Genomic DNA, 19,765 nt, shown 5'->3' on the forward strand with positions numbered 1-19,765 from the left:
CGGTGATGCGCACCGAGCAGGCACTTCCAGCCGATGTGAAACTGCTGGCGCCGCTGAAATCCGCCCTGCTGCTCGCCCCGCTGATGCAGGTCGACGGCGATACCCAGAACCGCCTCACCCGCGGCGAGGTCAATATCGTCGCCGACAAGTCCATCCCCTATCACCTGCTCAAAAAGGTCATGGCGACCTGTACCGATACGAGATTCGCACGCATCTCGCTGGCCGTCGTCGAGAAGAAGGGTTCGTGATGGGGATCGTGATGGGGATCGTGATGATCAGCGCTCAAGGAGGAGTCGCATGAGCGCCACCGCTCTGCACCACAACGCCGTAATCGGCACCGATGCCTGGAGTCTGACGGACGAAGCCGATCGCCTGTTCCGCAAGGTGACGACGATCGCGCTGTTCGTTTTCCTGATATTGGCCATCGTGATTCCGCTGCTGAAACTGGCCGGCCTGGAGCGCGGCGGCGGCGACACGCTGGACCGCCGCTACGTCAGCCTGCTGCCCGACGCCGAAGTCGCGGACCAGACCGAAGAGCCCAAGCCCTCGGAAGACAATTCTCCCAAATCCGAAGAGCCGAAGCCGCAGGAAGTCGCCAAGCCCGAACCAGCCAAGCCCAAGGCCGAAAAACCGACGCCGAAGCCCGAGCCGACCCGCGAGCAGCAGGTGGAATCGGCGCGCGACAAGGCCTCGCAGACCGGCGTCATGGCGATGGCCGACCAGCTCAAGGCGCTGCGCGACAACTCGCTGCAGGGCATCGACACGGCCCGGCCGCTGACCAGCGACATGGTCACGGCCAAGGCCGGCACCGGCGCGTCCGGCGGTTCGGCTGCGGGCGGCGCGTCGATCGCGCAGTCTGCGGCCGCCAGTTCCGGCGGCATTTCCGGCTCCGGCACCGGCGACACGCGCCGCTCGCAGTCCGGCGCCGGGCTCGGCCAGCGCCGCACCACCGTGGTCGAAAGCCCGATCGGCATGGGGCCGGACAAGACCCGGCCCGGCCAGAGTGGCGACAAGCAGATCGCCGCGCGCACGCTCAGTGAGATCCAGGAGACTTTCGATCGCAGCAAGGCCGCGTTCTACGCTATCTACCAGCGCGAACTGCGCGACAAGCCGGACGTGCGCGGCAAGATCGTCATCAGCCTGACGATCGCGCCGAACGGCTCGGTCTCCGCCTGCCAGATGGTCTCCAGCGAACTAGGCGATCCGGAGCTGGAGGAGAAGATCCTGCAGCGCGTGCGGCTGCTGAACTTCGGCGCCAAGAACGTGCCGGCATTCACGTATCCGAACTATCCGATCGTGTTGTTCCCGGCCTGAGGCGAGCGCCGGCGTATGGAAGGCCGGCTTCTTGCTTAGACAAGTCGGCTTTTGAGCCGGGGGGCTCCGCACAGGCGGCGCCCCCCGCAATCGAAACGAACCAGACGATCCTTCAATGATTATCAAACCCAAAATCCGTGGCTTCATGTGTGTCTCAGCTCATCCGGTTGGCTGCGAAGTCAACGTCAAGGAGCAGATCGACTACGTGAAGGCCAGGGGCGCCGTCGCCGGTGGGCCATCGAGGGTACTGGTGATCGGCGCCTCCACCGGCTACGGCCTGGCGGCGCGCATTACCGCGGCCTTCGGCTGCGGTGCGGCGACGCTAGGGCTGTTCTACGAGCGTGCCGGCGAAGAGACCCGCCTCGGCAGCGCCGGCTGGTACAACTCCGCCGGCTTCCACAAGTTCGCCGAAGCCGAAGGCCTGTACGCCAAGAGCATCAACGGCGACGCCTACTCCGACGAGATCAAGCACAAGACCATCGAGGTCATCAAGCAGGATCTGGGTCAGGTCGACCTGGTGATCTACAGCCTGGCCTCGCCACGTCGCAAGCACCCGAAGACCGGCGAAGTGTTCAATTCGGTGCTCAAGCCGATCGGCGCGCCGCTGACCCAGCGCGGCCTGGACACCGACAAGGTGGTGATCAAGACCGTCACGCTGGAAGCCGCGACCCAGGACGACATCGACCAGACCGTCGCGGTGATGGGCGGCGAAGACTGGCAGATGTGGATCGACGCGCTGGCCGAGGCCGGCGTGCTGGCGCCGGGCGCCAAGACCACGGCTTTCACCTACGTCGGCGAGAAAGTCACGCGCGCGATCTACTGGAACGGCACGATCGGCGCCGCCAAGCAGGACCTCGACAAGAAGGTGCTGGATATCCGTGCGAAGCTCGCGGTCAGCGGCGGCGATGCGCGCGTGTCGGTGCTCAAGGCGGTGGTCACCCAGGCCAGCTCGGCGATCCCGGTGATGCCGCTGTACCTGTCGACGCTGTTCATGGTGATGAAGGCGCGCGGCACCCACGAAGGCTGCATCGAGCAGATCTACACGCTGTACAAGGACAACCTTTACGGCGCCACGCCGACGATGGACGCCGAAGGCCGCCTGCGCACCGACTATGCCGAACTGGATCTCGAGGTGCAGGCCGAAGTCGAAAAGAACTGGGACATTATCGAGAACGACACGATCCCGACGATGACCGACTTCCCCAGCTACAAGCACGAGTTCATGCGCCTGTTCGGTTTCGACATCGCCGGCGTGGACTACGAGGCCGACGTCGACCCGGTAGTGCCGATCGCCAACGTCATCGGCTGACTCGCGCTTCCAATAAAAAAGGCCCGCGATGATCGCGGGCCTTTTTATTGCAACGCCGCGCGACTACGGCTGCTTGGTGCAGAGCGAGAAACTGCCCGAGCCGCTGTACGCATAGACGCGCCAGCGATAGGTGCCGGCCGCGGCGCTGTAGTCGATCGACTCGGTCGCGGTTGAGCCCAGGGAACTCGCCACCGCGCTCCAGCTGCCGCTGCTGCTCTTCTTCTGCAGATACAGGTCGAAGTCGGCGCCAGCCGGCCCGCTCAGGCGGCCGCTGTTGGTGCCGGTTACGCTCGTCGTATAGCCGCTGCTGGTCGGTGCGTAGTAGCTGCCCGCGGCGCTTAGCGAGCCGCTGTAAGCGGTGTAGCCCGCCGCGCAGGAACTGCTGCCGCCGGTGGTAAACGCGCCGACCAGGCTGACGCCGGAGAACGTGCTGTAGCCCCGCACCATCACGTAGTACGTGCCGGCCTGCGCGCTTGTGATCGGGCAGCTTTCGGCGTTGCCGCTCTTGTACGGCCGGCAGTCGTAGCTGGACGTGGTCGGCGCAGAGCCGAACTTCACATACAGATCCGCATCGCCGGTGCCGCCGGACATCGTGAAGCTGAGCCCGGTTGCACCCGCCGGTACGATCATCGTGTAGCGCAACTCGGTATTGGCGCTACCGGCCAGGCCGGTCACCGGAACACCGTTCTGCAGCACGCTCGAAGTCGGCGGTGGCGTGGTGCCCTGCGCCGCGGCGATCGCGGCCGGCGCGTCGACGATGCCGGTGCCGCACTGCGAGCAGGTCGCCGGGAACGCACGCGCGGTGCTCTTCAGCGTGCTCTCGACTTCGTCCGGCGTGATCGTCGGCTTGACTGCGTACAGCAGCGCCGCGACGCCGGCGACGTGCGGCGTCGCCATCGACGTGCCCTGATAGAACGCGTAGCTGTCGGCACCCGGCGTCGTGGTGCCGGCATTGAGTGTCGACAGGATGCCGTTGGCGGTGCCGCTGCTGGTGTCGCCGCCGGGAGCGGCAACGTCGACGATGCTGCCGTAGTTCGAGTAGTACGCGCGGCCACCGGTGCGGCCGACCGCGGCCACCGCGATCACACCTGAGCAGTTGGCCGGGCTCGAGTTCGAGGCGTTGGTGTTCTCGTTACCGGCCGCGACGATGACGCTGGTGCCGCGTGAGCGCGCCGAGGTGATCGCCGCCTGGCTGGTGCTGTCGCAGGCGCCGCTGCCGCCGAGCGACATGTTGATGACCTTGGCCGGATTCGCGTTCGCCGGCACGCCGCTGACGGTACCGCCGGAAGCCCAGATGATGCCGTCGGCGATGTCGGAGGTGTAGCCGCCGCAGCGGCCGAGCACGCGCACCGGCAGCACCTTGGCGCTGTAGGCGATGCCGGCGACGCCGTTGCCGTTGTTGGTCAGAGCGGCGATCGTGCCGGATACATGGGTACCGTGCCAGCTGCTGTTCGACGAGCCGGTGCCGGCGCCGCATTGATCGGTGGTGTACCAGTCGCCGGGATCGCTGGCGTCGCTATCGCGGCCGTTACCGTCGTTGGAGACGGTGGTATCGCTGATGAAGTCATAGCCGCCGACGATGTTGGTCGCGAGATCCGCATGCGGCCGGTAACCGGTGTCGATCACCGCGACGACCACGCCGCTGCCGCTGGTGACGTCCCACGCGGCCGGCATCTTCAGGCTGGCCGTCGCCTCGTACAGATCCCATTGCTCGCTGTAGCGCGTGTCGTTGGGCGTCAGCAGCGCCTTCATCAACCGATCTTCCTCGGCGTACTCGACCCGCGCATCGGCTGCAATATCCCGCAGCAGCGCGGCGAACTCGTCGGCGCCCAGGCGCCTGCCCTGCACTTTCACCACTTCGCCGCCGGTGGCGATCGCGCGCATCGGCGCGAGTTCAATGCCGCGACGTGCCGCGGCCGCCTCCAATACAGCGCGCGCCGCGACTGCATGCGCGGCGAACACACCGTCGCCGTCCTTGAACTTGACGATGATCCGCTGCGGCGGGCCCTGATCGTCGGCGGACGGCGCAACTTGCGCCTGTGCCGACAACGAGATCGTCAGCCCCAGCGTCAGCCAGGCGGCCAGACGCGCGATGCCCGCCCAACGGCGGGCCTCTGCTTTCCCTTGCATATCACTCTCCTTGCCTTACTCGAATCCAGATCAGGCGGATCGAACTTGCCGATCCGGCATCCGCATCCTGCGGACACAGGGCAACCGCCCCCTGTACTTCGAGCCTAGCGAGTGGATACAAAGAGAAACATCGGGGAAACACTTGCATCCAACGCGGAAATCACTCAGCGAGCTTCGTCCTGTGACGCGTCTCGCAAAGGCTGGCGGCCAGGCAAGGCTTTCTCGCCGAGGATGCCGTCCTCGCCTTCCAGCCGCGCGACCAGGATCGTCGCGCAGGAATCGCCGAACACGTTGACCGCGGTGCGGCACATGTCGAGCACGCGGTCTACCGCGAGGATCAGGCCCACGCCCTCCAGCGGCAGGCCGATCGAGGTCAGGATCAGCGCGATCGCGACCAGGCTCGCCGACGGAATGCCGGCCACGCCGATCGAGGTCAGCAGCGCGGCCAGCACGATGGTGAACTGCGTCGGCAGATCCAGCGGCAGGCCGTAGGCCTGGGCGATGAACATCGCGGCGGCGCATTCGTACAGCGCGGTGCCGTCGGTGTTGACGTTGGCGCCGATCGGGAGCACGAAGCCGGTGATCCGCCGCGGCACGCCGGCGCGCGTCTCCAGACACCCCAGCGTGCTCGGCAGCGAGGCGGCCGACGAGCTGGTGGAGAACGCGGTCAGCAGCGCCGGGCTCATCGCGCGGAAATGGCGGATTGGCGAAACCCGGCCGATCACGCGCAGCACGATCGGCAGCGTGATCAGCATATGCGTGGCCAGAGCGCTGATCACGGCGACGCAGAACCAGGCCAGCGGCCGGAACGCGCTCCAGCCGGTCTTGGCGATGATCGGCGCGACCAGGCCGAGCACGCCAATCGGCGCGAACGCCATCACCACCTTGGCGATGCTGATCATGATTTCGTAGATGCCCTGCCAGAAATCGCGCTGGGTCTTGTGCAGCTCCTTGGGCAGACGCGATACGAAGTAGCCGAACAGGAAACCGAAAGTCACCAGGCCGAGCATGTCGCCCGATGCAGCCGCGGCGAACACGTTCTCGGGTACCAGCCGGACGACGACGGCGAGCATGTCACCGGCGCCCTTGCCCTTGACGCTCTCCATGACCTTGCCGGTGTCGGCGTCCAGGCCGAGCAGAGGGCCGGCCGGCTTGCCGTCGACGATCCCCGGATGCAGCAGGTTCACCATCAGCAGGCCGGTCAGGATCGCGATCGTGCCGGTGCCGAGATAGAACGCCAGCGTGCGCAGGCCGTAGCGGCCGATCTTCGAGGACTCGCTCAGGTTGCCGATGCCGCCGATCATCGCTGACAGCACCAGCGGAACGACCAGCATCTTCAGGCCGTTCAAGAACATCTTGCCGGCGAAGTCGCAGAACGTCAGGAACGCCGGCACATCTCCCAACCACCACCCGCTGGCAACGGCCAGCACCAGCGCGATGGCGATTTGCCAATGCAGAGCCGGCCATTTCATCCGAGTGCTCCGCATCAGCGTGCTCCGTTAGCCGCCTTTCTGGTCGGGCGCAGGCGTGGCGGCGGACTCATCGGCCGGCGGGTTCTCGATCTTCACCTTGAACTCCTTCTCCAGCGATTTGCGCATGGCCGCGTATTCGGCACCGGCGACGGCTTCACGCAATTGCGCGGTGCTGCCTTTCGCCTCGGCGGGGCTCGCCTCCGGCTCGTCAACCTTGCGCAGCAAGATCACGGCCAGGTCGCCATTGGCAAGAGCAAGCTCGGTGGCGCTGAGCTTGCCTTCGGCCGGACGCGGCAGCTTGAACGTCGCGTCGACCACGGCGCGCTCCGGCGTGGAGCCATTGCGCTTCACATTGGTATCGGCATGCATTTCGGCGCCGACGGCGGCGCTGGCAGCGTCGAGCGTGTCGCCCTTGCGCAGCGCCGCCAGCAACTCCCTGGACTTCGCGGCAGCCAGCGTCTTCGCAGTAGCAAGCTTGAGTTCTTCACGAATCCCGTCGGCGACCTCGGCCATCGGGCGTTGACGCGGCGCTTCGTACTCGCTCTTGCGAATGACGACGACGCGGCCCGGACCCACCGACAGCGGCTTGCTGTTTTCGTTGTCGGTCAAAACCTCCTGCGAAAACGCTGCCAGCCTGACCGGCTCCTGGGCGAGGATGCCGGCACCGCCGGCACGCGTGAACCAGTCGGTGGTCTCGACCTTCAGGCCGAGCGTCTGGGCAACGGTATCCAGCGAGGTCGGGCTCTCGAACGCGAGCTGTTCGAGCTTGTCCGACATTTCCTGGAAGCGTTTCTGAGCCTCGCGCTGCTGATAGACCTCGAGCAGCTCGGCCTGCACGCCTGGATCTTCGAACGGGCGCGCGCTCGGCGCTTTCAGTTCTTCGAGCTGGATCAGATGCCAGCCGAATTCAGTCTCGACCACGTCGCTGGTTTCACCGGACTTGAGCGCGAACAACGCGTCCTCGAACGACTTGGTCATCATGCCGCGCTTGACCCAGCCCAGATCGCCGCCCAGCGTCTTGGAACCGGTATCGTCGGAATTCTTCTTGGCCAGTTCGCCGAAGTCGGCACCGCCCTTGAGTTCCGCCTCGATCTTTTCGATCTTGGCCTTGGACGCGGACTTGTCGGCGCCGAAGGCCACCAGGATGTGGCGCGCGCGGCGCTCTTCGGTGCCGGTGAAACGGCTGTCCTTCTCCGCGTCGTAGGCGACCTTCAATACATCGGCGCCGGGATTCTCGGCTTTCGACAACTTTTCCAGATCGAGATCGACGTATGCGAGCTTGAGACGCTCGGGCGCCATGTAATTGGCCTTGTTGGCCTCGTAGCGCGCGGCGATTTCCGCGTCGGTGATTTGCGCATCCTTCTGGAAGCGGGCGATCGGCAACACGGCCATGCCGATGTCACGCGTCTGGCCACTGATGCGGCGCGTCAGCTGTGCTTCCTCGTCGCTGACGAAGGCCGAATCGGCAATGCTCTCGCGCAGCTGGTCGATCACCAGCGACTCGCGCAGATCGCCTTCGAAGCGCTGCGGCTGCAGACCACGACGCGACAGCAGATCGCGATAAACCTTGGTCGAGAACTTTCCGTTTTCCTGGAACGCCGGAACGCTGCTCAGATAATTGAACACTGCCGCGTCGCTGGCGCGATAACCGGCGTCATGCGCGTACTGACGCAGTACCTGCTCCTGCACCATGTCGTCGAGCACGTTCTGACGGAAACGCGTCTTGTCGATCATCTCGGGGCGAAAGTTTTCGCCGAGCATCTGCTGCAGCTGCTGATAGCGCTGATCGTAGCCCTGACGAAATTCGGCTTGTGTGATCTCGTGGTCGCCAACCTTCGCGACGATCGGATCGACGCTGCCACCCTTGAAGGATTCGATGCCCCAGAACGCGAACGGAATACAGATCAAACCGATCACGAACCAAACGATGGGGCCGGACAAGCGATCGCGAATGTTTTGCAGCATGGCAGGTCGTCTTTACTCGAAACAGTGAATGCGTCTTGTGACGCGGTCTTGACGCGCTCTTATAGCGCTATTTTCGTGACGCGCAAAACAAAAAAGGCACCCTTGCGAGGTGCCCCTTTTGCAAATCGAGTGGCGGAGCGGACGGGACTCGAACCCGCGACCCTCGGCGTGACAGGCCGATATTCTAACCAACTGAACTACCGCTCCACTTTTTGATGGTGGGTGCTGACGGGCTCGAACCGCCGACATTCGCCTTGTAAGGGCGACGCTCTACCGACTGAGCTAAGCACCCCTGGGCGACGCGTCTTGCGAACCTCGAATCGAACCGCCAAACAGACTTTTCACAGACCGTTCAACGACATCAGCGCCCCACGTAGTCCGCTACTTTATCGCATCTTTTAGAGCTTTGCCAGCTTTAAATGACGGCGTTTTGCTGGCCTTGATCTTCAAGGTCGCGCCGGTCTTGGGATTGCGGCCGACACGAGCAGCACGCTCGCGAACCTGGAACGTACCAAAACCAACCAGAGCGACTTTGTCCTTCTTCTTGAGCGCCTTTCCGACCACGAGAATCAGCGCGTCTAGGGCGCGGCCCGCATCTGCCTTGGACAGATCGGCCTTGTCGGCGATCGCCTGGATCAATTCTGATTTATTCATTTGAGACGTCCCCGGAATTTTTTGATTGCATTGCGGCGCGCAAAGCCATGAGCCATGCGTGCGATATCGAAACGAGCCGTTGCAGCGCTTTTATGAGTGGACAGCTGATCAGCGCTGGCAAGCAAAGAAGCGTTTGATGTAGCCAATTTACGCAACAACGGAGACAGCTTTTTATATCAAGCGCGTCCGTTGCTCGTCAATCAAAAAACCTACTCAGGGCGCTGCAGGAAAACCCGCAAATCCTCAGCGAATTTGCGGGCTGCGGGCGCATCCCCCATTTGCGCAACACAGCCCCGCAGACATCGCAAAACGATCTTTGCTTAGTGCGGGCGTACCGCCTCAGTTGACGCGGCAGGAACTTGCGCCGGCGTATCCGATGCCTTGGGCTCGGGCATCGTTTCGAGCGCGATCTTCAGCACGTCCTCGATCCAACGCACTGGCTCGATCCTCAGTTCCTTTTTGATATTCGCCGGGATGTCCGCGAGATCCTTGGTGTTTTCCTGAGGGATCACGACCGTGCGAATGCCGCCGCGCTGAGCCGCGAGCAGTTTCTCCTTGAGCCCGCCGATCGGCAGCACTTCGCCGCGCAGCGTGATCTCGCCGGTCATCGCGACATCGGCGCGCACCGGGATGTTGGTCAGCGCCGACACGATTGCGATGCACATCGCGACACCGGCGCTGGGGCCGTCCTTCGGCGTTGCGCCTTCCGGCACATGCACATGGATGTCGTTGGCCTGATGGAACGCGGGATCGATGCCGAGCGCGCGCGCGCGCGAACGCACGACAGTCAGCGCCGCTGCGATCGACTCCTGCATGACATTGCCGAGCGAACCGGTCTGCGTAAGCTTGCCCTTGCCCGGCGCCAGCGCGGCTTCGATCGACAGCAACTCGCCGCCAACTTCGGTCCACGCCAGACCGGTAACCTGGCCAACCTGATTCTTTTCTTCCGCGCGCCCATAGCGAAAGCGCTGCACGCCCAGGTATTTGTCGAGGTTCTTCTCGGTGACTTTCACCGCCTTGTCGCTCGGCTTCAGCAGCACTTCCTTGACGACCTTGCGCGCAATCTTGCTGATCTCGCGTTCGAGGTTGCGCACGCCGGCTTCGCGCGTGTAATGACGCACCACGCCGCGTATCGCGCCATCGTTGATCTCGAGCTCGCCCACCGGCTTCAGACCGTTGTTCTTCAACTGTTTGGGAATCAGATACTGCCTGGCGATATTGAGCTTCTCGTCTTCGGTATACCCGGCAAGACGGATCACTTCCATGCGATCGAGCAGCGGCCCCGGAATGTTCAGCGTGTTGGCGGTGGCGACGAACATCACGTCCGACAGATCGAGGTCGACGTCGAGGTAATGATCGTTGAACGTCGAGTTCTGCTCCGGGTCCAGTACTTCGAGCAGCGCCGACGAGGGATCGCCGCGGAAGTCGTTGCTCATCTTGTCGATTTCATCCAACAGGAACAGCGGGTTCTTGACGCCGACTTTCGACAGGTTCTGCACGATCTTGCCGGGCATCGCGCCGATGTAGGTGCGGCGATGGCCACGGATCTCGGCCTCGTCGCGCACGCCGCCCAGCGACATGCGCACAAACTTGCGGTTCACCGCTTCGGCGATCGAGCGGCCGAGGCTGGTCTTGCCGACACCCGGCGGGCCGACCAGGCACAGGATCGGGCCACGCAGCTTCTTCACGCGGCTCTGCACCGCGAGATATTCCAGGATGCGTTCCTTGACCTTCTCCAGGCCATGGTGATCCTCGTCCAGCTTGCCCTGCGCCAGGTTCAGGTCGATGCGCGCCTTGGTGGTCTTCTTCCACGGCACCGTTGTCAGATGATCGAGATAATTGCGCACCACGGTGGCTTCGGCCGACATCGGCGGCATCATCTTGAGCTTGTTCAACTCGGCCTTGGCCTTGGCGCGCGCCTCTTTCGGCATGCCGCTCTTCTCGATCTTGCGCGCGTATTCCTCCTGCTCGTTCGGCGCCTCCTCGCCTTCGCCGAGCTCCTTCTGGATCGCCTTCATCTGCTCGTTGAGATAGTACTCGCGCTGGTTCTTTTCCATCTGCGACTTGACGCGGCCGCGGATCTTCTTTTCGATCTGCAGCACGTCGATTTCGCTTTCCAGCTGCGCGAACACATGCTCGAGGCGCGCGTGCGGATCGTCGATCTCGAGCACCGTCTGCTTGTCTTCGAGTTTCAGATTCAGATGCGCAGCGACGGTGTCGGCGAGGCGGCCCGGTGCATCCATGCTGGCCAGCGACGGCAGCAGTTCGGCGGGGACTTTCTTGTTGAGCTTGATGTACTGCTCGAACTGCGCGAGCGTCGAGCGCACCAGCGCATCGACTTCCTTGGTGCCCGGCGGGATTTCGTCGATCGGCAGCGGCTTGCACTCGGCGACGACGTAGCTGCCGTCCATTTCGAGCTTGAAGATCTGCGCGCGCTGCACGCCTTCGACCAGCACCTTCACGGTGCCGTCGGGCAGCTTCAGCATCTGCAGGATGCTGGCCAGCGTACCCACGCGATAAATGTCCTCACTGCCCGGATCATCGGTGTCCGCGGTGCGCTGCGCGACCAGCAGGATGCGCTTGTCGTCCTGCATCGCGGCGGACAGTGCGCGTATGGATTTCTCGCGCCCGACGAACAGCGGGATCGCCATATGCGGATAGACCACGACATCGCGCAACGGCAGTACGGGAGCCAGACGATCTTGGGATGCTTCCACGTGGTTTCTCGGTGGTGAGGCGTATAGCCTTCAGATTACTGCAGATGAGGATGGCTCGCAGGCTTTTCAAGGCGGCAAGCGGCATAGCCGAGGGTAAGTTTCGAGCAGATGACGCCAGATACGAAAACGCCCCGGTGTAACGGGGCGTCTCCTGAAGCAAAAAACTTTTCGACAACTCAGGCGCTGTTCTTCACTTCTCGACGCGATTCGACATTCTCATAGACGATGAACGGCTTGGCTTCGCCCTTGGCGACGGCCTCGTCGATCACCACTTTCGACACGTTCGACATCGACGGCAGGTCGTACATCACCTCTAACAGGATGTTCTCGAGGATCGTCCGCAGGCCGCGAGCGCCGGTACGGCGTTCCTTGGCTTTGCGGGCGATCGCGCGCAGCGCGTCTTCGCGCAGTTCGAGCTGGCAGCCTTCCATCTGGAACAGCTTGGCGTACTGCTTGACCAGCGCGTTCTTCGGCTCTTTCAGGATCGACATCAGCGAGGCTTCGTCGAGCTCCTCGAGAATCGCGGCGACCGGCAGGCGGCCGACGAATTCCGGGATCAGGCCGAAGCGGATCAGGTCGTCCGGCTCCAGCGCCGACAGCACCTTATTGATCTGCGCATTCTCTTTGGCCGAACGCACGTCGGCCGAGAAGCCGATGCCGGTCTTGTCGGTGCGCTGCTGGATCACGCGCTCCAGGCCGGCGAAGGCGCCACCGCAGATGAACAGGATGCCGGCCGTATTGACCTGCAGGAATTCCTGCTGCGGATGCTTGCGGCCACCCTGCGGCGGAACCTGGGCGATGGTGCCTTCGATCAGTTTGAGCAGAGCCTGCTGCACGCCCTCGCCCGATACGTCGCGGGTGATCGACGGGTTCTCGCTCTTGCGCGCGATCTTGTCGATTTCGTCGATGTAGACGATGCCGCGCTGCGCCTTCTCGATGTCGTAGTCGCACTTCTGCAGCAGGCGCTGAATGATATTCTCGACATCTTCGCCGACGTAACCGGCCTCGGTCAGCGTGGTGGCGTCGGCGATCGCGAACGGCACGTCGAGCAGGCGCGCCAGCGTTTCGGCCAGCAGCGTCTTGCCGGAACCGGTCGGGCCGATCAGCAGGATGTTGGACTTCGAGAGTTCGACACCGTCCTGCGATCCTTTGACCGACAGGCGCTTGTAGTGGTTGTACACCGCCACCGACAGCACTTTCTTGGCCTGATCCTGCCCGATCACGTACTCGTCGAGCACCGCGCGGATTTCCTGCGGCTTCGGCAGCCCCTTGGTCTGCGGCTTGGCGTGGACTTCTTCGCGGATGATGTCGTTGCAGAGGTCGACGCACTCGTCGCAGATGTAGACCGACGGGCCCGCGATCAGCTTGCGAACTTCGTGTTCGCTCTTGCCGCAGAACGAGCAGTACAGAACTCGTCCGTTGTGCGTGCCGCCGCGCAAATCTCCACTCATCTCTTTGTATCCTCGTGCCGGCTGTGACTACCGCTTGACGCCGGTGGCCGTACATATAGCACGGCCTCAATTAATCGCAAAATGGCCCAAAACTTATTGATGAATCAACCAACAGCGCCCCGTCCGAGCTACACGGCAGGGGCCGACCGAGTCTCCAGGATGCGGTCGATCAGACCGTATTCCTTGGCCTGCTCGGCACTCATGAAGTAATCGCGCTCCACGTCCTTCTCGATCCGCTCGATAGGCTGGCCGGTGTGAGCGGCCATCAGCTGGTTCAGGCGTTCGCGCAAATACAGGATCTCACGAGCCTGGATCTCGATATCCGCCGCCGCGCCCTGGGTACCGCCGGAGGGCTGGTGGATCATGATCCGCGAGTGCGGCAGCGAGTAGCGCTTGCCCTTGGCGCCGGCCGACAGCAGGAACGCACCCATGCTGGCGGCTTGGCCGATGCACATGGTCGCGATGTCCGGCTTGATGAACTTCATCGTGTCGTAGATCGCCAGGCCGGCGGTGATCACGCCGCCCGGCGAGTTGATGTACAGATGGATGTCCTTGTCCGGGTTCTCCGACTCCAGGAACAGCAGCTGGGCGACCGCCAGGTTGGCCACGTAGTCGTCGATCGGCCCGACGATGAACACCACCCGCTCCTTGAGCAGGCGCGAGAAGATGTCGTAAGCGCGCTCGCCACGGGCGGTCTGCTCGACCACCATCGGAACGAGGCCCTGGGCACGGCCGATCAACACGTTGGAATCGACGTTGGAATCGACATTGGAATAGGAGGTCATGTCTTCTATGGCGGACGATTAGGCGAAAACTTAAGTTCAGGCCTGAGCCTGGGGATTCAATAGCTGCTCCAGCGACATCGGCTGCTCGGTCGGTGTGATGCCGTCGAGCAGGCTCTCGACGACCTGGTCTTCCAGCACCACCGCGCTCAGGCCCTGCATCATCTGGGCATTGCTCCGATAGTACTGTTTGACCTCTTCGGGCTGCTCGTAGTCGGCGGCCATGTCGTCCAGCGCCTTGTCGACGCGGGCCGGATCCAGCTTGATCGCGCGCTCCTTGAGCACCTCGCCGATCAGCAGGCCGAGCGCGACGCGGCGACGGGCGGTCTGTTCGAACAGCGAAGCCGGCAGGAGTTCATCGCGCTTCTCGGGCGTCAGGTTGCGCATGTTCATGCGCTGGGCGGCGTCTTCACGCAGACGCGGGACTTCCTGCTCGATCAGCGCGCTCGGCACGTCGATCGGGTTCTGCGCCAGCAGCTGCTCCAGGGCCTGGGCCTTCAAACGGCCGCGGACCGCCTTGTCGCGCTCGCTCTCCAGCGCCTTGAGGCCCTTTTCACGCAGCGCGGCGGCGGACTCGACGTTGTGCGCCTTCAGGAACTCGGCATCGTCGAGGTCCGGCAGCTTGACGCCCTTGACTTCATGCACGACCACGTCGAAATGCGCGGTCTTGCCCTTGAGTTCTTCCGAGCGATAGTCCTCGGGGAAGCTGACCGGCACGGTGAAGCTCTCACCGGCCGCATGGCCGACGATGCCGTTCTCGAGGTCCGGCAGGAACTGGCCGGCACCGATCTCGAACTCGACCTTCTCGCCCTTGCCACCCTGGAACGCGACGCCGTCGATCTTGCCGTCGAAATCGATGCTGACCTGATCGCCGGCGGTGGCGGCACGGCTGACGGCTTCCAGCTCGCGGCGGCCCTTGCGCAGGTTGTCGACCAGCTTGTCGATGTCGGCTTCCTGGATGTTGACCACCGGCTTCTCGATCGCAAGCGCGCTCAGGCCCTGCAGCACGATTTCCGGGTAGACCTCGAAGCTGGCGGTGTATTCCAGCGGCTGGCCTTCGGTTTCGGCCGTGATGTCGATCTTGGGCATGCCGGCCGGGTTGACGCCGGCCTGGCCCAGCGCTTCCGGGTAGCTCTTTTGCACCAGATCGCTGACCGCGTCGAGGCGGGCGCTGGCGCCGTACTGCTGCTGGATCACCTTGAACGGCGCCTTGCCCGGACGGAAACCCGGGATCTTGGCGCGTGCCGACATCTGCTTCAGGCGCTGATCGACGGCCTTGGCGACGTTTTCGGCAGGGATACGGACCTTGAGTTGGCGGAGCAGGCCGCCCGGGGCTTCGAGTTGGACTTCCATTGAAGAATGACTCTTATATCGTTGAGAGGATTGACGATCCGGCTACAAAGGGCCTGATCTCTAGTTATCGGCAAGCACTGTCTAACCGGGTGGCGCTTCGATGTTGTTGGTGCGAAAGGCGAGACTCGAACTCGCACGCCTTGCGGCACAGGAACCTAAATCCTGGGCGTCTACCAATTCCGCCACTTTCGCCTACGCGCTCCACGCGGGCTGCGAAGTATATCAGCCATGAACACCCAGCCGAGGTCAGCAATGCCGGCGCATTGCTGGCAACTGTCCGGGCGTTCCTGGCGCCTGATACGTGGCCCGATCGACAGGCGGCGCTTGACGCTTTATCGATAATGATTATCATTCGTCTGCCGACTGCCGCAATCGAAACGACGACAAGGAGCTGTAAATGGAACCGACGAGCCTGAGCGCCACCCTGAGCCTGCAAGGCCGCAGCCCGCATTCGCAGCGCCCCGCTCCGCAGCCCCGGCTCAAGAGCCAGGACCTGTTCCGCGGCACGCACGAGCTGATCATCGAGCACCAGGGCCAGGAATACCGCCTGCGCCTGACCCGCAATGACAAGCTGATCCTGAACAAATAGGTTTCACCCGCCCGGGGCATAGCGGCTCATGCACAATGCGCCGCTATGCCCGATCGATCCGATCCCCGCCGCCGCGCGCGCCTGCTGCTATTGCTACTGATCGGAGCCGCCGTCCTGGCGGCCTTGCTCGGGCTCTGCCTGGGCAACATCGCCATTTCGCCCGAGCGCGTGCTCGGAGCGCTGTTCCCGCCGCTCGGCCAGCAGCTGTCACCGACGACAAGCCGCTTTGAATCCAGCGCGGTGCTCGACCTACGCTTGCCGCGCGTGGTGCTGGCGCTGCTGGTTGGCGCCAGCCTGGCGCAGGCCGGCGCCGCGATGCAGGGCCTGTTCCGCAACCCGCTTGCCGACCCCGGCCTGGTCGGCGTCGCCAGCGGCGCGGCCCTGGCCGCCGCGCTGACCATCCTGCTGAGCCACGCCGTGGCGCCCTGGGCTCAGGCCCTGATTACGCCGGTCGCGGCCTTCGTCGGCGGCCTGGCGGTGGCGACCGCCGCGAGCCGCGTCGCCCGATCCGAGGGCTATACACGCGTGACCACGCTGCTGCTGGCCGGCCTCGCCGCGAACGCGCTGGCCGCGGCCGGGATCGGCTTTATCGTCTCGGTGGCCGACCCGGGCGCGCTGCGCAGCATCAGCTTCTGGATGTTCGGCTCGCTGGCCAAGGCCGGCTGGCGCGAGATCGCGGTCGGGGCGCCGTTGATGATCGGTGTGCTGCTCTGGCTGCCGCGGCAGGCGCGTGCGCTGAACGCGCTGCTGCTCGGTGAAGCCGAGGCACGCCATCTGGGCGTCGACGTCGAAAAGCTGAAGCGGCGGCTGCTGACCGCGATCGTGCTCGCGGTGTCCTGCTGTGTCGCGCTGAGCGGCCTGATCGGTTTCATCGGCCTGCTGGCGCCGCACTGGGTGCGGCTCTGGGCCGGACCGGATCACCGCCTGCTGTTGCCGGCATCGGCACTGGGCGGCGCCGCGCTGCTGGCCTTCGCCGACCTGGCGTCGCGGCTTGCGTTCGCACCGCAGGAACTGCCCGTCGGTATCTTGACCGCCGCGCTCGGTGCACCGTTCTTCCTGTATCTGCTGCTGCGCCATCGTGACCGCGTCGAGAGCTGGTAGCGCGATGCTGGCGGCCAGCCAGGTCAGCGTCCACCGCGGCGCGCGCCTGCTGCTCGACTCGGTGTCGCTCAGCATAACGCCCGGCGAAGTGCATGCCGTGCTCGGCCCGAACGGCGCCGGCAAATCGACGCTGCTCAGCGTGCTGGCCGGCGACCTGAAGCCCGACAGCGGTCACGTTACGCTGGACGATCGCGAGCTTGCGGCCTGGTCGCTCGGCAGCCTGGCGCGGCGGCGCGCGGTGTTGCTGCAGCAGGAGAGCCTGCGCTTCGGCTTCACCGCGGCCGAGGTCGTGTCGCTGGGCCGGCTGCCCTGGGGCGATACGCACCACAATACGCAGCGCCGCATCGTCGACGAATCGCTGGCGGCGGCCGGCGTGCTCGAACTGGCCGGGCAGCGCTACCCGACCCTCTCCGGCGGCGAGCGGGCCCGAGTGCAGTTTGCGCGCGTGCTCGCTCAACTCGCGGGCGACGGCGACACCACCGCTGAAGCGCGATACCTGCTGCTGGACGAGCCAACCGCGAGTCTCGATCTGGCGCACCAGTATCAGTGCCTGCGGCAGATGCGCCGCTTCGCTGCCGCCGGTGGCGGCGTGCTCGCGGTGCTGCACGATCCGAATCAGGCGATGGCGTATGCCGACCGGGTGACGCTGCTGCGAAACGGCCGCCTGATCGCCACCGGCAAACCGGCAGAGGTGCTGACGCCGCGGCAGCTGAGCGATCTGTACGGCATCGAACTCGGCGTGCATCGCAGTGAAGACGGCCATTCGCTGATTGCGCCTCTGCACCGGTAAGGTGCTCCGCGGATCGGCGCGCTCGGCGCACGCTTTGCTAGGTATCCGAGCGCCTCGCTTTCAACGCCCTCATCAGCCGGCCCCGCCATGCTCGAGGTTCACCCGCCCCACAACACCGCGAATACCTGACGCGACTTCTTCATCCTTGGACTCGGCTGCGGGGTTCAATACCTCGTTCGAAATCGCAGGCGTGATCGCAAGGCATGCGTCCGATGGCAGCTGTCTGCGCACGACACCGACGGTCTGATCAGCGCGACTTGCGATGCCCAGGGCAAGCTCTCCTTCACCGCCCGGCTTCTGGGCTTTGAAGACAAGTTTGCCTTGCCGCCGACTTCTGACTGACGACGCTAGGCCGGCCAGGCGCGATCGATCAGATGATCGAAGCGGGTGTGCGCCAGCAGCGTGCCGAAGGCCAGGCCATGTTCGCCGCCGAGCCGGCTGCCACAAAACGCCTGCGCGACGACCGGGTCGCCGGCGCGCAACAGCAGGGCGCCCTGCAGGCACAGCGCCATGCGCTCGACCAGATCACGCGAACGCACTTCCCAGGTGCCGGGATCGTCGAGCGCGGTGGCTAGACGCGACACTTCCCCGTCGAAACAGCGGTCTGCGCCACGCGCGGTCGACAGCTCAGTGAACAAGGCTTCGCGCGACTGCGAGTCGCGGCCGAGCGCACGCAGCACATCGAGGCATTGCACGTTGCCGCTGCCTTCCCAGATCGAGTTCAGCGGCGCCTGCCGGTACAGCCGCGGCATGATCGACTCCTCGACATAGCCCGCGCCGCCCAGACATTCCTGCGCCTCGTTGACCAGCGCCGGCGCGCGCTTGCAGTTCCAGTACTTGCCGGCCGCGGTCAGGATCCGCGCCAGTGCGCTCTCGCCGGAATCGACCGCACGCGCGGTTCGCATCGCCAGCGCGGTCGCGGCTTCGGTTTCGATCGCCAGATCGGCCAGCACGTTCTTCATCAGCGGCTGCTCGACCAGCAGACGGCCGAAGGCCTTGCGATGGCGGCAGTGATGGATCGCCTGCACCAGTGCCTGGCGCATCAGCGCCGCGGAGCCGGTCATGCAGTCGAGCCGCGTCAGCGCGACCATCTCCAGGATCGTCGCGACGCCGCGGCCTTCTTCGCCGACGCGTTCGGCCCAGGCATTCTGAAACTCGACTTCGCTCGAGGCGTTGCTCCAGTCGCCGAGCTTGTCCTTCAGGCGCTGGATGCGGATCGCATTGCGGGTCCCATCCGGCAGCAGCTTCGGCATCAGGAAGCAGCTCAGTCCGGAGCCGGCCTGCGCCAGCACCAGCCAGGCATCGCACATCGGCGCCGAGAAAAACCATTTGTGGCCGACGATGCGATAGCCGTCATCGGATTCGAACGCGCGGCTCGTGTTGGCGCGCACGTCGGAGCCGCCCTGTTTCTCGGTCATGCCCATGCCGATCGTGCAGCCGCGCTTGTCTGCCGCAGGCAGGACTCGCGCGTCGTATTCCAGCGAGGTGATGCGAGGCAGCCACTGCGCGGCCAGCGTCGGCGCATGCTTCAGGGCCGGGACCGCGGCATAGGTCATCGTCAGCGGGCAGCTGGTACCCGCCTCCGCCTGGTAATGAAGATAAGCCAGCGCCGATCGTGCGACCTGGGCCCCGGGCCGCTGATGCCGCCACGCGAAACTGTGAACGCCATGCTGCATCGCGAGCGTCATCACCCGGTGATAGGCCGGATGAAATTCGACTTCGTCGATGCGATGGCCGTAGCGATCGAAAGTCTTCAGCTTCGGCTTGTTCTCGTTGGCTGCGAAACCCAGATCCAGCAACTCGCCGCCGCTGACCGCGCCGTAGCCGGCCAGAGCATCGCCCGCCCAGGCCGCATGCTCACGCTCTACCGCGTCGCGCAGCGGCGCATCGGATTCGTAAGCGTTGTAGTCCCGCAGCGGCGGTGCTTGATTCTCGACGTCGTGAGTGAAAAACGGCTCGATCGAAATCGCGGCGCTGGCGCCCTCATCGGCAGATGCATTCGGCATAACGGATGGCCTGGCGTGAACCTGATGAATTAGACCACGTCATCGCAACGACGATCGTCGCGACCGTCAAAAGACTGATCGAAAACGCTCAACAACTCTTGTTAGCCAGAAACCAGTCGCCTATACTGCGCG

The 19,765-nt window shown here is 64.4% G+C and carries 14 protein-coding genes, 3 tRNA genes and 1 pseudogene; 6 read left to right on the forward strand and 12 right to left on the reverse strand.

The genetic code is table 11. From position 1 onward, the window contains the following. The 3 genes and pseudogenes from JWQ90_RS21480 to fabV all read left to right on the forward strand — a co-directional run. Nucleotides 1-248: pseudogene (locus JWQ90_RS21480) on the forward strand (biopolymer transporter ExbD); the annotation flags it as partial. A gap of 49 nt (nucleotides 249-297) precedes the next feature. Then, nucleotides 298-1,314 (forward strand): AgmX/PglI C-terminal domain-containing protein, encoded by a 1,017-nt coding sequence (locus JWQ90_RS21485; protein WP_299697042.1) that lies wholly within the window; start codon nucleotides 298-300, stop codon nucleotides 1,312-1,314. 115 nt (nucleotides 1,315-1,429) lie between these two features. Beyond that, nucleotides 1,430-2,623 (forward strand): enoyl-ACP reductase FabV, encoded by a 1,194-nt coding sequence (gene fabV, locus JWQ90_RS21490; protein ID WP_299697043.1) that lies wholly within the window; start codon nucleotides 1,430-1,432, stop codon nucleotides 2,621-2,623. Nucleotides 2,624-2,686: 63 nt separating this feature from the next. Here fabV and JWQ90_RS21495 read toward each other — a convergent pair whose 3' ends face one another. From JWQ90_RS21495 to JWQ90_RS21545, 11 genes are all read right to left on the reverse strand, one after another. Further along, a complete protein-coding gene (locus tag JWQ90_RS21495; protein WP_299697044.1) occupies nucleotides 2,687-4,753 on the reverse strand; it encodes a S8 family peptidase in 2,067 nt (688 codons plus the stop codon). A gap of 164 nt (nucleotides 4,754-4,917) precedes the next feature. Continuing rightward, nucleotides 4,918-6,225, reverse strand: a complete 1,308-nt coding sequence (locus tag JWQ90_RS21500) for a dicarboxylate/amino acid:cation symporter (RefSeq protein WP_299697045.1) — start codon at nucleotides 6,223-6,225, stop codon at nucleotides 4,918-4,920. Between the two features lie 27 nt (nucleotides 6,226-6,252). Next, nucleotides 6,253-8,190, reverse strand: coding sequence for a SurA N-terminal domain-containing protein (locus JWQ90_RS21505; protein ID WP_299697046.1), 1,938 nt, complete (start codon nucleotides 8,188-8,190; stop codon nucleotides 6,253-6,255). A gap of 130 nt (nucleotides 8,191-8,320) precedes the next feature. Continuing rightward, nucleotides 8,321-8,397 (reverse strand) — tRNA-Asp (locus JWQ90_RS21510). 9 nt (nucleotides 8,398-8,406) lie between these two features. After that, a tRNA-Val gene (locus tag JWQ90_RS21515) sits at nucleotides 8,407-8,482 on the reverse strand. A gap of 89 nt (nucleotides 8,483-8,571) precedes the next feature. Beyond that, nucleotides 8,572-8,844: an HU family DNA-binding protein gene (locus JWQ90_RS21520; RefSeq protein ID WP_299697047.1), complete on the reverse strand. Its 273-nt coding sequence runs from the start codon at nucleotides 8,842-8,844 to the stop codon at nucleotides 8,572-8,574. Between the two features lie 320 nt (nucleotides 8,845-9,164). Continuing rightward, nucleotides 9,165-11,495 (reverse strand): endopeptidase La, encoded by a 2,331-nt coding sequence (gene lon, locus JWQ90_RS21525; protein ID WP_366919568.1) that lies wholly within the window; start codon nucleotides 11,493-11,495, stop codon nucleotides 9,165-9,167. A 242-nt stretch (nucleotides 11,496-11,737) separates the two neighbouring features. Then, nucleotides 11,738-13,012, reverse strand: a complete 1,275-nt coding sequence (clpX, locus tag JWQ90_RS21530; RefSeq protein WP_299697048.1) for an ATP-dependent Clp protease ATP-binding subunit ClpX — start codon at nucleotides 13,010-13,012, stop codon at nucleotides 11,738-11,740. A gap of 128 nt (nucleotides 13,013-13,140) precedes the next feature. Further along, nucleotides 13,141-13,797 (reverse strand): ATP-dependent Clp endopeptidase proteolytic subunit ClpP, encoded by a 657-nt coding sequence (clpP, locus tag JWQ90_RS21535; RefSeq protein ID WP_299697049.1) that lies wholly within the window; start codon nucleotides 13,795-13,797, stop codon nucleotides 13,141-13,143. A gap of 36 nt (nucleotides 13,798-13,833) precedes the next feature. Beyond that, entirely contained in the window at nucleotides 13,834-15,147 is a 1,314-nt protein-coding gene (tig, locus tag JWQ90_RS21540) for a trigger factor (RefSeq protein ID WP_299697050.1), read from the reverse strand. 107 nt (nucleotides 15,148-15,254) lie between these two features. Then, nucleotides 15,255-15,339 (reverse strand) — tRNA-Leu (locus JWQ90_RS21545). A 205-nt stretch (nucleotides 15,340-15,544) separates the two neighbouring features. On the opposite strand from JWQ90_RS21545, the gene JWQ90_RS21550 reads away from it, so the two are divergent. Genes JWQ90_RS21550 through JWQ90_RS21560 form a run of 3 tightly spaced genes read left to right on the forward strand, consistent with a single transcriptional unit; the run spans nucleotide 15,545 to nucleotide 17,627 of the window. Beyond that, nucleotides 15,545-15,736, forward strand: a complete 192-nt coding sequence (locus tag JWQ90_RS21550; protein ID WP_299697051.1) for a hemin uptake protein HemP — start codon at nucleotides 15,545-15,547, stop codon at nucleotides 15,734-15,736. 45 nt (nucleotides 15,737-15,781) lie between these two features. Continuing rightward, on the forward strand, nucleotides 15,782-16,837 hold the full coding sequence (locus JWQ90_RS21555) for an iron ABC transporter permease (RefSeq protein WP_299697052.1): 1,056 nt from the start codon (nucleotides 15,782-15,784) through the stop codon (nucleotides 16,835-16,837). 4 nt (nucleotides 16,838-16,841) lie between these two features. Then, complete coding sequence (locus tag JWQ90_RS21560) at nucleotides 16,842-17,627, forward strand: heme ABC transporter ATP-binding protein (protein WP_299697053.1); 786 nt, start codon at nucleotides 16,842-16,844, stop codon at nucleotides 17,625-17,627. 347 nt (nucleotides 17,628-17,974) lie between these two features. On the opposite strand, the gene JWQ90_RS21565 is transcribed toward JWQ90_RS21560, so the two are convergent. Continuing rightward, nucleotides 17,975-19,633, reverse strand: coding sequence for an isovaleryl-CoA dehydrogenase (locus JWQ90_RS21565; RefSeq protein WP_299697054.1), 1,659 nt, complete (start codon nucleotides 19,631-19,633; stop codon nucleotides 17,975-17,977). Nucleotides 19,634-19,765 lie beyond the last annotated feature (132 nt).

Source organism: Hydrocarboniphaga sp., from assembly GCF_028291725.1.
Classification (GTDB): Bacteria; Pseudomonadota; Gammaproteobacteria; order Nevskiales; family Nevskiaceae; genus Hydrocarboniphaga.

Bases quoted from the DNA above. Each gene is read 5' to 3' on its own strand.
- JWQ90_RS21485 (WP_299697042.1), top strand. From the start codon at position 298: ATGAGCGCCACCGCTCTGCACCACAACGCCGTAATCGGCACCGATGCC.
- fabV (WP_299697043.1), top strand. From the start codon at position 1,430: ATGATTATCAAACCCAAAATCCGTGGCTTCATGTGTGTCTCAGCTCAT.
- JWQ90_RS21495 (WP_299697044.1), bottom strand. From the start codon at position 4,753: ATGCAAGGGAAAGCAGAGGCCCGCCGTTGGGCGGGCATCGCGCGTCTG.
- JWQ90_RS21500 (WP_299697045.1), bottom strand. From the start codon at position 6,225: ATGAAATGGCCGGCTCTGCATTGGCAAATCGCCATCGCGCTGGTGCTG.
- JWQ90_RS21505 (WP_299697046.1), bottom strand. From the start codon at position 8,190: ATGCTGCAAAACATTCGCGATCGCTTGTCCGGCCCCATCGTTTGGTTC.
- JWQ90_RS21520 (WP_299697047.1), bottom strand. From the start codon at position 8,844: ATGAATAAATCAGAATTGATCCAGGCGATCGCCGACAAGGCCGATCTG.
- lon (WP_366919568.1), bottom strand. From the start codon at position 11,495: ATGGCGATCCCGCTGTTCGTCGGGCGCGAGAAATCCATACGCGCACTG.
- clpX (WP_299697048.1), bottom strand. From the start codon at position 13,012: ATGAGTGGAGATTTGCGCGGCGGCACGCACAACGGACGAGTTCTGTAC.
- clpP (WP_299697049.1), bottom strand. From the start codon at position 13,797: ATGACCTCCTATTCCAATGTCGATTCCAACGTCGATTCCAACGTGTTG.
- tig (WP_299697050.1), bottom strand. From the start codon at position 15,147: ATGGAAGTCCAACTCGAAGCCCCGGGCGGCCTGCTCCGCCAACTCAAG.
- JWQ90_RS21550 (WP_299697051.1), top strand. From the start codon at position 15,545: ATGGAACCGACGAGCCTGAGCGCCACCCTGAGCCTGCAAGGCCGCAGC.
- JWQ90_RS21555 (WP_299697052.1), top strand. From the start codon at position 15,782: ATGCCCGATCGATCCGATCCCCGCCGCCGCGCGCGCCTGCTGCTATTG.
- JWQ90_RS21560 (WP_299697053.1), top strand. From the start codon at position 16,842: ATGCTGGCGGCCAGCCAGGTCAGCGTCCACCGCGGCGCGCGCCTGCTG.
- JWQ90_RS21565 (WP_299697054.1), bottom strand. From the start codon at position 19,633: ATGCCGAATGCATCTGCCGATGAGGGCGCCAGCGCCGCGATTTCGATC.